Annotated in this window: 13 protein-coding genes; 7 read left to right on the top strand and 6 right to left on the bottom strand. The window is 60.0% G+C overall.

Features of this window, described 5'->3' with window-relative positions; translation table 11 throughout:
* The first annotated feature begins 7 nt into the window (after positions 1 to 7).
* The 4 genes from V7714_RS05015 to V7714_RS05000 all read left to right on the top strand — a co-directional run bounded on the left by V7714_RS05015 (position 8) and on the right by V7714_RS05000 (position 3,884).
* Positions 8 to 397, top strand: coding sequence for a DUF1987 domain-containing protein (locus V7714_RS05015; protein WP_335708728.1), 390 nt, complete (start codon positions 8 to 10; stop codon positions 395 to 397).
* A 57-nt stretch (positions 398 to 454) separates the two neighbouring features.
* On the top strand, positions 455 to 1,012 hold the full coding sequence (locus V7714_RS05010) for a SiaB family protein kinase (protein WP_284196256.1): 558 nt from the start codon (positions 455 to 457) through the stop codon (positions 1,010 to 1,012).
* A gap of 23 nt (positions 1,013 to 1,035) precedes the next feature.
* The gene (locus V7714_RS05005; RefSeq protein WP_335708727.1) at positions 1,036 to 2,169 is read left to right on the top strand and encodes an HD-GYP domain-containing protein; all 1,134 of its coding nucleotides are present in this window, start codon (positions 1,036 to 1,038) and stop codon (positions 2,167 to 2,169) included.
* 122 nt (positions 2,170 to 2,291) lie between these two features.
* A complete protein-coding gene (locus tag V7714_RS05000; RefSeq protein WP_335708726.1) occupies positions 2,292 to 3,884 on the top strand; it encodes a peptide chain release factor 3 in 1,593 nt (530 codons plus the stop codon).
* Between the two features lie 94 nt (positions 3,885 to 3,978).
* Here V7714_RS05000 and V7714_RS04995 read toward each other — a convergent pair whose 3' ends face one another.
* Both V7714_RS04995 and V7714_RS04990 read right to left on the bottom strand, forming a co-directional pair.
* The gene (locus V7714_RS04995) at positions 3,979 to 5,136 is read right to left on the bottom strand and encodes an MFS transporter (RefSeq protein WP_335708725.1); all 1,158 of its coding nucleotides are present in this window, start codon (positions 5,134 to 5,136) and stop codon (positions 3,979 to 3,981) included.
* 144 nt (positions 5,137 to 5,280) lie between these two features.
* Positions 5,281 to 7,185 (bottom strand): ATP-binding cassette domain-containing protein, encoded by a 1,905-nt coding sequence (locus V7714_RS04990; RefSeq protein WP_335708724.1) that lies wholly within the window; start codon positions 7,183 to 7,185, stop codon positions 5,281 to 5,283.
* An 85-nt stretch (positions 7,186 to 7,270) separates the two neighbouring features.
* Between V7714_RS04990 and V7714_RS04985 the strand changes: the two genes are divergently transcribed.
* Entirely contained in the window at positions 7,271 to 7,948 is a 678-nt protein-coding gene (locus V7714_RS04985; RefSeq protein ID WP_284196261.1) for a hypothetical protein, read from the top strand.
* Positions 7,949 to 7,966: 18 nt separating this feature from the next.
* Positions 7,967 to 8,692: a hypothetical protein gene (locus tag V7714_RS04980; RefSeq protein WP_335708723.1), complete on the top strand. Its 726-nt coding sequence runs from the start codon at positions 7,967 to 7,969 to the stop codon at positions 8,690 to 8,692.
* Between the two features lie 71 nt (positions 8,693 to 8,763).
* On the opposite strand, the gene V7714_RS04975 is transcribed toward V7714_RS04980, so the two are convergent.
* From V7714_RS04975 to V7714_RS04960, 4 genes are read right to left on the bottom strand one after another with little or no spacing between them, the layout of a single operon-like run.
* On the bottom strand, positions 8,764 to 9,261 hold the full coding sequence (locus V7714_RS04975) for a disulfide bond formation protein B (RefSeq protein ID WP_335708722.1): 498 nt from the start codon (positions 9,259 to 9,261) through the stop codon (positions 8,764 to 8,766).
* A 21-nt stretch (positions 9,262 to 9,282) separates the two neighbouring features.
* Positions 9,283 to 9,804 (bottom strand): FlgO family outer membrane protein, encoded by a 522-nt coding sequence (locus V7714_RS04970; RefSeq protein ID WP_335708721.1) that lies wholly within the window; start codon positions 9,802 to 9,804, stop codon positions 9,283 to 9,285.
* Between the two features lie 2 nt (positions 9,805 to 9,806).
* Complete coding sequence (locus V7714_RS04965; protein WP_335708720.1) at positions 9,807 to 10,415, bottom strand: hypothetical protein; 609 nt, start codon at positions 10,413 to 10,415, stop codon at positions 9,807 to 9,809.
* Positions 10,416 to 10,437: 22 nt separating this feature from the next.
* A complete protein-coding gene (locus tag V7714_RS04960; protein WP_335708719.1) occupies positions 10,438 to 11,613 on the bottom strand; it encodes a patatin-like phospholipase family protein in 1,176 nt (391 codons plus the stop codon).
* 196 nt (positions 11,614 to 11,809) lie between these two features.
* Between V7714_RS04960 and guaB the strand changes: the two genes are divergently transcribed.
* Complete coding sequence (gene guaB, locus V7714_RS04955) at positions 11,810 to 13,273, top strand: IMP dehydrogenase (RefSeq protein ID WP_335708718.1); 1,464 nt, start codon at positions 11,810 to 11,812, stop codon at positions 13,271 to 13,273.
* Positions 13,274 to 13,383 lie beyond the last annotated feature (110 nt).

The following is a 13,383-nucleotide window of genomic DNA, read 5'->3' as shown; positions in this document are numbered from 1 at the left end:
TGAAAAGATGGAAAACCTGTTCATTGCCGCCACCCCCAGCACACCCGAGGTGGACTTCCGTTTCGATCAGCACACACTGAGCCTGAAGGGTGAGTCCTATCCCGAGAACGCAGCATCCTTCTATGGTGGCGTGCTGGAACGGGTGCGGCAGTATCTGGCCGGCTGCAAAGGCACCGAGATTCGCATCAACGTCTCCCTAGCCTATTTCAACAGCTCCAGTACCAAGCTGCTGTTTTCCATGTTCGATGCCTTCAACCAAGCCGCTTTGGCAGGCAATGAGGTCAGCCTCAACTGGTTTCATGATGAGGACGACGAAACACTGTTCGAGTTCGGTCAGGAGATCCACCAGGATTACCCTGCCCTCAGGTTTACCGATGTTCCGGTGAATACCGATTAGCCATATCTCTTTCTGCCGCCTGGCCACCCAGGCGGCTACTACTGGGAGCACAGCCCCATGCTCGACGATGTATTTGAGGAATATGGCGAGTTGTTTACCGCCGGCAATGTCTGCTTCTTCTACAGTGGCTACCTGTCGCAGCCGCTGCTGACAGCCATGGTGGAGGGCTTCAAGGTCAAGCTGGACAGGGATGGCGTCAGCAACCCTATCCGTCGCCGGCTACTGTCCTCCCTGGTCGAGATGACGCAGAACATCATCCACTACGCCCAGGACACCCTGACCCCCAGCGAACAGGACGACCATCAGCTGCGCTGGGGCAGCATTTCCGTCACCCTCACACAGGGCCACTACCTGCTGGAGTGCGCCAACCGGGTTGATGCCGCCCAGGCTCACACCCTGCGCGAGCGTATAGAACCCCTACGCCTGATGACCCATGCCGAAATCAAGGAAGCCTATGCCCAAGCCATCCGGCAGGACACGCCAGACGGCAGCAAAGGCGCGGGCTTGGGCCTGTTGACCATAGCCCGGGACGCCCAGGCAGCGCTGACTTACCGTCTGATAGAGGATGCGGCCCGACCCGGCACCGTGATTTTCCTGCTCAAAGCCACGATCTGAAACCGGCGACAACGGGGTAGATCATGAGCCAATCACGGGTTCGGCACTCGGATATCGAGGTGGGCAAGGCACTGCCTTGGGATGTCTACGATGAGAAAGGCACCCTGCTGCTGCGCAAGGGCTATCTCATCAATAGCGAAGGACAGGTAGACCGGCTGGTTGCGGTCGGCGTGTTTGCCGACAGCAACGCCCTGCGGCAATCACGTATCGCACAGGTCGAAGCCGAGGACAGCGAACCAGAAGCCAGCCCCGCGCAGGAGTGGCTGGATCTACGCAAGAAAATGGAGCTGCTGTACGAGAATGTGGAGCTGACCATACAAAGCGGTCAGTTCATCTCCCGCATTACGGAGATTGCCCGCTGTGTCGACAGCCTGTGCGGGGCTAAGCCCGAGCTGGCCCAGGCCATCATCAGCCTGCGCCAGGATGGCCGCTACAGCAGCCGCCACCTGTTGGATAGCGCCACCATCGCACGCCTGGCCGCGCGCGATCTCAAGCTGACCCCGGCCCGCGAGTTCGGCCTGATCTGCGCGGCCTTGACCATGAATCTGGGCACCACTTGCTTCCAGGATGAAATCAAGGCCCAGAGCACACCGCTGACCGACGAACAGAAAGAACGTCTGCACAAGCACCCAGAGGAAGCCACGACCCGGCTCAAGAGCATGGGCGTGAATGATCCCATCTGGTTGCGCGCCGTACTGGAGCATCATGAGCACTTTGACGGCACCGGCTACCCCAATGGCACGGCCGGTCATGAACTGAGCCCGGAAGGACAGATACTGCGGCTGGCGGACATCTATTGCGCCCGTATCACCTTCCGCGAGTATCGCTCCGCTGTGCCGCTGACCGTTGCATTGCGCGGCATCCTGCTGGAACGCGGCAAGACGGTGGACCAGACCCTGGCGGCCCAGTTCATACGGGCGGTCGGCATCTTCCCACCCGGACTACAGCTCCGTCTGGCCAATGGCGAGAAAGGCGTGGTGGTGCGGCCCGGCAGCTCACCCAACCACCCCTTGGTGGTCAGCCTGATTGGCGGCGATGGCCTACCGCTCTCGCCTCCGGTGCAGCGCGACACCCATAACCCGCTTTATGGTGTGGGTGAAACCATCGATCCGGCCACCTTCAATGCCTATGTAGACATAGACAGCATCTGGGGCTGATACCCGCTGCAACAAGCGCCCAAATGTTGGGGGCTTGGCCCGGCCATCCACGGCACATCGACTTTCATGCCCTACTGGCCTACAATCGCGCCCTTTTCTCAAAGAATTCAAGGCGCTTGACCATGTCGCCCATCGCTCAGGAAGTCGCCCGTCGGCGCACCTTCGGCATCATCTCCCACCCCGATGCCGGCAAGACCACGCTGACCGAGAAGCTGCTGTACTTCTCGGGCGCCATTCAGATGGCGGGTACCGTCAAGGGCAAGAAGACCGGCAAGTTCGCCACCTCCGACTGGATGGAAATCGAAAAGCAGCGCGGTATTTCGGTCGCCTCTAGCGTGATGCAGTTCGATTACCGCGAGCATGTGATCAATTTGCTCGATACGCCTGGCCACCAGGACTTCTCGGAAGATACCTACCGCGTGCTGACCGCCGTGGATAGCGCGCTGATGGTGATCGATGCCGCCAAGGGCGTGGAGGAGCAGACCATCAAGCTGCTCAATGTCTGCCGCCTGCGTGATACGCCCATCGTCACCTTCATGAACAAGTACGACCGTGAAGTGCGCGATTCGCTGGAGCTGCTGGACGAAGTGGAAAGCGTGCTGAAGATACAGTGCGCACCCATCACCTGGCCCATAGGCATGGGCAAGACCTTCCGTGGCGTGTATCACATCCTCAAGGACGAAATCCTGCTGTTCTCGCCCGGCGAGGATAGGAATATCGAGGATGTCGAGGTCATCAAGGGCATAGACAACGCCCGCCTGGATGAGCTGTTCCCGCTGGAAATCGAACAGACCCGGATGGAGTTGGAGCTGGTACGTGGCGCCTCGCATCCGTTTGACCTTGAGGCCTTCCTGGCCGGTACCCAAACACCGGTATTCTTTGGTTCGGCCATCAACAACTTCGGCGTACGCGAGATTCTGAATGCCTTGATCGACTGGGCCCCCTCTCCCCAGCACCGGGATGCGACGGTACGCGACGTCAAGCCGGACGAAGAGAAGTTCTCCGGCTTCGTGTTCAAGATCCAGGCCAATATGGATCCCAAGCACCGCGACCGTATCGCCTTCCTGCGCGTCTGCTCGGGCAAGTTCGAGCGTGGCATGAAGATGAAGCATCTGCGCCTGGAGCGTGATGTGGCCGCCAACTCGGTGGTGACCTTCATGGCTTCCTCCCGCGAGCAGGTAGAAGAAGCCTACGCTGGCGATATCATCGGTGTGCCCAACCACGGCAATATCCAGATAGGCGACAGCTTCAGCGAAGGTGAAAAGCTGGCCTTCACCGGCATCCCCTACTTTGCGCCCGAGCTGTTCCGCAGCGTGCGCATCAAGAACCCACTCAAGCTCAAGCAGCTGCAGAAAGGCCTGCAACAGTTGGGGGAAGAAGGTGCCGTACAGGTGTTCAAGCCGCTGTCGGGTGCCGACATGATCTTGGGCGCCGTGGGTGTGCTGCAGTTCGAAGTGGTCAAGAGCCGGTTGGAAAATGAATACGGCGTCGATGCCGTATTCGAGAACTGCGCCATCCATACCGCACGCTGGGTCAGCTGCGAAGACCATCGCATGCTGGCCGACTTCGAAAAGGGCCTGATCCTGAACCTGGCCCGCGATGCCGCCGACAACCTGACCTATCTGGCACCCAACCGTGTCAACCTGCAACTGGCGCAGGAGCGCTGGCCCAAGGTGGCGTTCCATGCCACCCGGGAGCATGCTGCCAAGCTGTAAGCTTGGTTTCGCTTGTCGCAAGAAAAAGCCCGTCACCATAGCGACGGGCTTTTTCATTATAAATCATGAGCTTGAAGAACCAGACGCGTATGGCCTAACGCAACAAGCGCGCGCTCATGGCTGCCACGCAGACCCCCAGGCTAGCCAGCACCAGAAAACCCAGGCCTGCCTGCAAGCCCATGCCGTGTACGACATAGCCCATGATGGGTGGCCCCATCAATGATCCGCTATAGCCCAGCGTGGCCACCCCAGCCAGTGCAGTCGCGCCCTCGCGGCCAGCAGCACTGAACAGGCAGGGAAACACTGCCGCCACACCCAGCCCCGTCAGGGCGAACCCCACCGTGGCCACCGGTATGGTAGGTGCGAAGATGGCGATCAACAGCCCCACCACTGCCAGCATGCTGCTGCCCGCCACCAGCACACGGGCACCGAGGCGCTCCTTCAAGCGGTCGCCCACAATGCGTGCCACCAGCATGGCACCGGCAAACGCGGCATAGCCCAATGGTGCCACTGCCTCGCTGGCGTGCAGATGGTCGTGCAGGTACAGCGCAATCCAGCTGGTGAGCGACCCCTCGGATACCGCACCGAGAAAGGCAATCATGCCCAGCCAAATCAGTGCACCGTGGGGTAGCGCAAAATGCTTGCGTCCGACCTCCGGGTCGGGTCGGTCGCACGGCAGCACGCGGTAGGCCTGCCACAGCGGCAGCCCCAGCAGCAGCGCAGCCAGGGCAAAGTGCATGGCAGGCGACAAGCCCAGCTTGGCTGCACCACTCCCCAGCAAGGCGCCACCAAACGTGCCCACACAGAACCAGGCATGCAGCATGGACATAATGGAGCGACCAGCAGCACGCTCCGCCTCCGCGCCCAGGGCATTGATGGCAACATCAAAGCAGCTGCTACCGACCCCGATCAAGGTCACCCCCAGCATCAGCAGTGGCCAGCTTGGCAGCAAACCCAGGCAAGGCAGTATCGTCAACAAGCCCACACCGGAGAACAGTGCCGCCTTACGTGCGCCGTAATGGCCTATCAGCCAGGCAGCCAGAGGGAACGACAGCACCGCACCAAGGCCACCACCCAGCAGGACAGTCCCCAGCGTGGCGGCATCCAGTTGCAGGGCATCACGTACCGCCGGGATGCGTGAAGCCCAGCTGGCATACACCATACCCAGGAGCAGGAACAGTACCGGGATGGCCGCCTGTTGCCAGCGGCCCGTGCTCTCGGGGGGGGAAGTAAGCGCTAAATCGGATGACATACAGACACCAGGAACAACAAATAAGCGAAAGGCACAGTAGAAAGCACTAGCGCTACTCTAATGGATACCAGCGCAAAACTTGCACGAAAATTACAAATATAAAACTACCGCCCCAGCAGGTCGCATGGGGCGGTGTAGGCCAACTCAGCTCGCGTCGTCCGCCAGCACTTCCAGCTCTTCCTGCAACTCCAACCAGCGCACCTCCAGCTCACCCAGGGTCAGTTCAAGCTCGGCTTGGCGCCTTACCTTGTCCTTCAACTGCTCCTTGGCCTCTGCCGCGTAAATGGCTTCGCCTGCCAACTCGGCCACCAAGGCCGCCTTCTCTTCGGTCAGGGCAGCCATCTGCTTCTCTAGCAGGCCCAGTTCCTTCTCCAGCGGCTTCTTCAACTGCGACATGCGCCTGCGATCACCAGCCTCCTGCCGCTTCTGCTGCTTGCGATCCGACTCCACCACCACACCGGCATTGGCCGCCACCGCAGGCTTGCTTTCGGTTTCCTTGCGGTAGCGCTTGTAGTCATCCAGATCGCCGTCAAAGTAGCTGACCCGCCCACCCTCAACCAGCAGGAAACGATCGGTCGTGGCACGCAGCAGATGGCGATCATGCGATACCACAATCATGGCACCGACATAGTCCTGCAAGGCCATGGTCAGCGCGTGGCGCATCTCCAGATCCAGGTGGTTGGTCGGCTCATCCAGCAGCAGCAGGTTCGGGCGCTGCCAGACTATCATTGCCAAGGCCAAACGGGCTTTCTCACCGCCCGAGAAAGGCGCCACAGGGCTACGGGCCATATCGCCACGGAAATCAAACCCGCCAAGGAAATTAAGCAGCTCCTGCTCACGCACCTGCGGGCTCAGTTTCTGCAGATGCCAGAGCGGGCTTTCATCCAGCCGCAGGTGCTCCAGCTGATGCTGGGCAAAGTAGCCTATCTCCAAGCCCTTGCCTTCCACCCGGTGCCCAGCTACCAGGGATAGCTCGCCTGCCAGCAACTTGACGAGGGTGGACTTGCCAGCACCATTGCGGCCCAGCAAGCCGATACGCGCACCGGCTTCCACGGCAAGGTCCAGCCCATCGAGCAGACGGTTGCCGCCATAGCCTACCGCGCCTTCCTCTATGCTCAGCAACTGGTTGGGGCTGCTCACCGGCTCGCGGAAGCTGAAATCGAATGGCGAATCAACATGCGCGGCCGAGATGATTTCCATCCGCTCCAGTGCCTTGATACGCGACTGCGCTTGTCTCGCCTTGGTAGCCTGGGCGCGGAAGCGATCCACATACTTCTGCAAGTGGGCCATCTCACGCTGCTGCTTTTCAAAAGCCTGCTGCTGCTGAGCCAGCTTCTCGGCCTTCTGGTTCTCGAAATCCGCGTAATTACCGGTGTAGATGGTGATCTGGCTATTGGCCAGATGGGCGATGGCATTGACCGTGGCATCCAGAAAATCCCGGTCATGCGAGATCAGCAGCAACGTACCTGGATAGCTGGCCAGCCAGTTTTCCATCCAGATCACCGCGTCGAGATCTAAATGGTTGGTGGGCTCATCCAGCAGCAACAGATCGGACCGGCACATCAAGGCCTGCGCCAGGTTGAGCCGCATGCGCCAACCACCCGAGAAACTGGCCACCGGGCGCTGCAGATCTGCCGCGCTGAAACCCAGGCCAAACAGCATCTTGCTGGCGCGGGCCTCGGCCGAGTAGCCATCCACGGCTTCGAGCTGGCCCAGCCATTCGGCCAATTGGTTGCCATCCTGGTCGGGATTGGCCAACTGAGCTTGGATATGCCGCAACTCGGCATCACCATCAAGCACATAATCCAGCGCGCTGGACGTCAGGGCCGGTGTTTCCTGGCGCACGGATGCCACCACCAGATTGCTGGGGTAATCTATATCACCTGCATCCGGGTGCAATTCGCCGCGCAATAGTCCAAAGAAACTGGATTTGCCAGCGCCATTGGGGCCAACTATGCCAACACGCTGGCCACGGTGAAGGATGAGATCGACTCGATCAAGCAGCACCTTGGTGCCGCGTCTTAAGGTAAGGGAGGATAAACGGATCATGCCGCAATTTTACCAGACGCCGAGGGGCATTCTGCTTTGCCTGAAATCGACTAGAATGAACTGACGGTCCTACAGCCTCCCGCTCATGCCACCCTTTGATGCACAACACGCCGATACTGCGTTGACCGCCTACCTCAATTTGTTGAAAAACAAAGGGGCTGCAACCAGCATCATCACGCGCAGAAAGCACTTCCTGCGCCATTTGCTGAGCGCACTGGAGTCGCAGGCTGATACCCATCTGACCGACGACGACGCCGGCTACCGTTCGGGTGTCGACAGTACCGTTGCCAAGTTTCCCGATGATCAGCAAGTGGAAATCATCACCACTTCGCGTGAATTCTACCCATTCTGGATAGGCGATCTGAAGACCATTGCCCGTTTGAATGCGGCCGATGCCCTGTCACTAGAGCACTCGCCGGTAGATTTGCGCGGGAGCCTGGTGGAGATGTTCGAGCGCCTCGATGCCGATGCCTGGTCGCAGAACGAACAGCCCTGCCTCAAGGAATACCTAGTGCGGCTGGCCGAACAGGGCACCCATGATGCCGGGGTCGATATCCGGGAGCGTTTGCTGACCTTGCTGCTGTATGTCATACGTCACGCCGAACCCACGCCCACCGCCTATAGAGCCGGCGTGGATGCCATGCTGACCCTGTTTTCCAAGGAAGATACCCGCCGCCTGTTCATAGAGATGGCGCGGGAATTCTTCTATTTCTGGAATGGCTTCAACCATGGCGAGCCCAAACCGCTAGCCCACGCTGCCTAACCCAACCCACAGCCGACCATGAGCCGTCCCCAGCCTGATCAAGCACTGGAACAATACCTGGAAGAACTGAAACGGCGAGGTATAGCGAACAAGCAGATGACGCTGTCGCGCCATTTCTTGCGCCACTTGCTCTCCACCTTGCGAGACCTGCCGCAGGATGGGGCGGGCTATCGCAAGGCCGCTGAGCTGACCTTGCGCAACTTCCCCGAAGACGGCCAGTTTGTCGAACTGATACGGGAGTTCTTTCCGCACTGGAACGGCGAGGCCGTCACCGCAACGCCACCCTGGCGCCCCGCAGCGCCCCCGGCAGCCGCGCCCATACCTGGCGCCAGCAGCCTGGGCGGCGACAATACGGCCTTGCAGGACGCCCTCAGCCGCATGCATGCCGACCCCTGGTCGCAAGCCACCCTGATACAGCTGGAGCGGCAGGCGCACCAGATCAAGAGCATGAACAAATACGTGGAAGAGCTGCGCAAGGCCGGCATGGAAGAGAGCAACATCAACGCCCGCCTCCGGCTGATCAAGCTGCTGCTGTTCACCATCCGCGACGTAGCGCAGAACACCGACAGCTATCGCACCGGCGTAGACCAGGTACTGACCCTGTTCCCCCACCAGGAACGCTGGCATGTATTCGTCAGCCTGGCACGGGAATTCTTCTACTTTCTGGCAAACGACCCAGAAGCCGCCAGCAAGCTACAGAAGCAAATAGGCACCGCAGACTTGCTGAATCTGGTCGCCAACTAATAGTGGATTAACAAAACAGGGCGCCATGGCGCCCTGTTTTGTTGCACGCAACCAGCAAAGCAAGCCCTATGTCAGCGCTGGCGCCTGAATGCCAGTGCAAATGCCACTGCAGTCAAGCCGGCAAAACCCAAGGCCGACCATCCGGGCAGCGACAGGCCCAGCAGGCTCCAGTCTATGGCTGCGCATTCGCTGCCGCCGGCCATCACCTGGATGATGACTTCCATGACATTCATGGTTTCAAACATCTGCATCAGCCCGGCGCCGCAGCTGCCTAGATCGGCAGGCGGAAAATACTGCAGCAGGGTATGTCGTACGGCCACGCCTAGTCCGACCAGACCGATGACGCCGGTAGCCATACCGTAGTAGCGATAACGCCCCTGCCCTGGGCCATGCAGCGCAGCCAGCAAGGCCACAACGCCTACGCCCACCACGAAGACGCGCTGGAACATGCACAGGGGACAAGGATTGAGATACTTGTAGTACTGCAGGTAGAGGGCAAAGGCCATCATGCCGGCGCAAGCCAGCGCCAGGGCGAAGAAGCCCATGCGTCGAGTAAATAACCAGTTCATATCAGGGTAGCGAAGTTTGTATCAGGATGGCTCGGACAACAGCAGCGCCTGGGTGGTTTCATTAAGATCGATAGCCACGCTATGGGCCGACAGCACGCGGTTGTCCTGCGGGCGTACGATCTTGAGGTTGAGGAAAATCTTGTCGGGTGAAGTGGCGTAGGTACCCACCACCACGGCTTGTACATTATGGGCGAGGCTGATGTCCTTGACCTCCCGCGATAGCAACAGCTCACCCTTGCCCTCACGCACAAACACACTGCCCCGCAGCTTCAGCTCGACCACAGGGTAACCCATTTGCGTAAAGCGCGTTGCCACCTGCTCGGACAATACGCGGCCCAGCGTCGCCGCCTCGGTCAGGTGATCCAGATGCACAAAGGTGGCAACGATCAGCGGCGCATCCTTGGGCAGCGTCGGCTGGGTCAGTTGTACCAGCTGGTCCGCCGCATCATAGCTGGTACGTATCAAGGGGTTGCGGCTACCTGCCTGGTACTGGGCACAACCGGCCAGCAGCAGCGCCAGCATAAGTGGATACAGCCTGCGCATGCTCACCCTCCTGTCACCGACATGGTCTTGGTGGGCGTAGGGGGTGCGGGTGGCTGCGGGGGGGGCGGCAGCATCGATTCATCATAGAGACGGACATCAGACTGGTTCACCATATAGACATCGGTCTCCCGGAACAGGAAGCGATTGCCGTCACTAATGGCCGTCGTCACCACGATCTGCAGGCCGCTGCTCATGCGCACGGATTGTACTTCCGCATCCAGCCAGACTTCACCCTTCTCCTTGCGCTGCGCCACGTTCAAGCCCATTTGGGTCAGATCACTCTGCAGGAACTGCCGCAGGGCGCGGGCAAACGGCGTCGGCAACACAGGCTCGTTCACATACACGGTACGGCTGCCTAGTTCCTTGATCTGTGAAGCACGCTGCGACATGCGCAAGGCCGCCTCACGGGCCAGCTCACCCCAGTCTGCCGGGGCCCGAAGCAGTTTCACATTGGCAACCGGATCCACAGGCTTGGCCGTCTTGCCTGGCTGGGCAACTTCTTCGGAGCCAAAGGTTGGCGCCCGTGTGGGCATGGACTCGCGCAGACGCTGCATCAAGGAGCAGCCAGCCAGCAGCAGGACCAGACTCAACAGCAAAGGGCGGCGTAACACGGCAACTCTCCTCGGCACGGCATCAATCCTCTGTGGGCGGCAACGCCGCTGGATCATAGCCGAGAAAGCGGATGATGTCGCCGCGCCGCCGCATGGCATCGGTGTAGCCCAGTTCAATCAGATCGCGGGCGTAGCGACGATGGAACAGCAAATAGGACGCCAATACCGAGCCCTGCCGCTTGAGCGCCCCCAGCCCCCCCAGAACAAAGCGCATGGTCCAGGGAAACCGCGCGGTATGGCGCGATGCAATGGTTTCAAGGGGCTTGGAGGGTGAAATGATCAGCATCTCCACCTCCCTCAGCTGCACGTCCTGGCGGCCCTTTACCTCCTCCGGTACAAAGCTGAGGGTGCGGTTGACCCGGGCGATACGCTCCAGGTCCACCTCCATGCCATCAATGAAAATGCTGTTCATTAAATGCCCGGCCACTTGCGCCAGTGTGGGGTAATCCGGTGCGTACAGCCGCTCCAGCGGCTCTTCCCGTGCCGGCGATACACCGATCACCAATATCTTCTCCGCCCCCAGGTGCAGCGCCGGGCTGATCGGCGCCACCTGGCGTACCGATCCATCACCAAACCACTCCCGATTGATCTGCACCGCCGGAAAGACAAAGGGAATCGCAGCAGATGCCAGCAGATGGCGAAGTTCGATGCGGGCACGCGTCCCCACCCTTTGCACCCGGTTCCACCCCTTGATGTCTTCAGCTGCCTGGAAGAAAGACACAGACTGGCCCGAGTTGTAGCCAGATGCCGTGATACTGAGCGCCCGCAGGTGACCACCTTCAATGGCAGTCTGGATACCGTTGAAATCAATCAGCTTGCCCAAGAGATCATTCAATGGAGCGTTATCCAGAAACGATCTGGGATTGAACTTGCCAAAACCGCCGGTAAACAGCGGCCCAACCCAATGGAAGAAGTTACCTATCATGGTCCGCAGATCGGTGCGGTAGACATGCTCCACGCTGAGATTCTTCCAGACGAATTCCAGCTTGCAGACCGCCTTGCGGAAATTATGGCTACCCGACGCAAGCGACGCTGCATTGATGCCGCCGGCCGAGGTGCCGGAGATGATCTGGAAAGGATTGGGCGCGTTGTGCGGCAACATCTTGGCGATCGCACGCAGTACCCCAACCTGGTATGCAGCACGGGCACCGCCGCCGGACATGATGAGTCCAATCAATGGAGAGCGGGTATCAGACATGGTCTCCTCGTTCTTATAGGCACGGGGCTAACCCGGCTATTTGAAGCATAGAGCAAGACAAGCGCATCGGTATGCGTTGCCGCAACAAAGCGTAAACAGACCGTTGCAGCAAAGCTGCATATACCAAACACCCTCTCGCTATCGGAAGTTTGGTTGAACTAGGGTATAATCGATTTTTGCCGCCAAGGACTTAGCCATGCGTGTCATTCAAAAAGCGCTGACCTTCGACGACGTCCTGCTCGTCCCCGCTCATTCCAACGTCCTGCCGCGCGATGTCGATCTCTCGACGCAGTTCACGCGCGATATTCGCCTCAATCTTCCGCTCGTCTCGGCCGCCATGGATACGGTTACCGAAGCCCGCCTTGCCATTGCCATGGCACAGGAAGGCGGCATCGGCATCGTGCACAAGAACATGAACCCGCAGGCACAGGCACAGGAAGTCAGCAAGGTAAAGCGCTATGAAAGTGGCGTGGTCAAGGATCCGGTTACCATCACCCCCGACATGCTGGTGCGTGATGTACTGGTGCTGACCCGGCAACATCGCATCTCCGGCCTGCCGGTCGTGGAAGCCGATGGTCAGGTCGTCGGCATTGTCACCAACCGCGATCTGCGTTTTGAAACACGCCTGGACGCCAAAGTGTCCAGCATCATGACTCCCAAGGATCGTTTGGTGACCGTGCGCGAAGGCGCCAGCATAGACGAAGCCCGCGAGCTGATGCATACCCACCGCCTGGAGCGCGTGCTGGTGGTGAACGACAGCTTCCAGCTGCGTGGCCTGGTAACGGTCAAGGACATCATCAAGACCAAAGAACACCCCAATGCCTCCAAGGACAACCTGGGCCGGCTGCGTGTCGGCGCTGCCGTAGGCGTGGGTGGCGACACCGATGAGCGGATTACCCTGCTGGTCGAAGCAGGTGTGGACGTGCTGGTGGTCGATACCGCCCACGGTCACAGCCAAGGCGTGCTGGACCGCGTGAGCTGGGTCAAGCGGAACTTCCCGCAGGTCCAGGTCATCGGCGGCAACATCGCCACCGCTGCAGCGGCACTGGCACTGGTCAAGGCTGGCGCCGACGGGGTCAAGGTCGGTATCGGCCCAGGCTCCATCTGCACGACCCGTATTGTCGCCGGTGTCGGCGTACCGCAAATCAGCGCCGTGGCCAATGTGGCCGAAGCCCTCAAGGGTACGGGCGTTCCGCTGATTGCCGACGGTGGCATCCGCTTCTCCGGCGATATTTCCAAGGCGATTGCAGCGGGCGCCAACCTGGTCATGCTGGGTGGCTTGTTTGCCGGTACCGAAGAGGCACCCGGTGAAGTCGAGCTGTTCCAGGGCCGCTCCTACAAGAGCTACCGCGGCATGGGTTCGCTCGGTGCCATGCAGCAAGGCTCCAGCGATCGCTACTTCCAGGACAACGTCAACAATGCCGACAAGCTGGTACCCGAAGGCATCGAAGGCCGCGTCCCCTACAAGGGCCCGCTGACCGCCGTGATACACCAACTGGTTGGCGGCCTGCGCTCCTCCATGGGTTACCTGGGCTGCGCCACCATCAACGATGTGCACGAGAAGGCCGAATTCGTCGAGATCACCTCGGCCGGCATCCGCGAATCGCATGTCCACGATGTGCAGATCACCAAGGAAGCACCGAACTACCACGTGGATTGATCGTTCGATCAGCCAAGCAAAAGCCCCCGATGCGTCGGGGGCTTTTTGTTGCTTGCGGCCCTGCCGCCGGGCCATCGCCAACGACGCAGCGTACTACAGCAGGTGAAATC

This window comes from Chitinimonas sp. JJ19, assembly GCF_036961565.1.
In the GTDB taxonomy this organism is placed as follows: Bacteria; Pseudomonadota; Gammaproteobacteria; order Burkholderiales; family Chitinimonadaceae; genus Chitinimonas.
The sequence above is the reverse complement of the archived record's forward strand: the minus strand, read 5'-3'. Positions and strand labels throughout refer to the sequence as shown.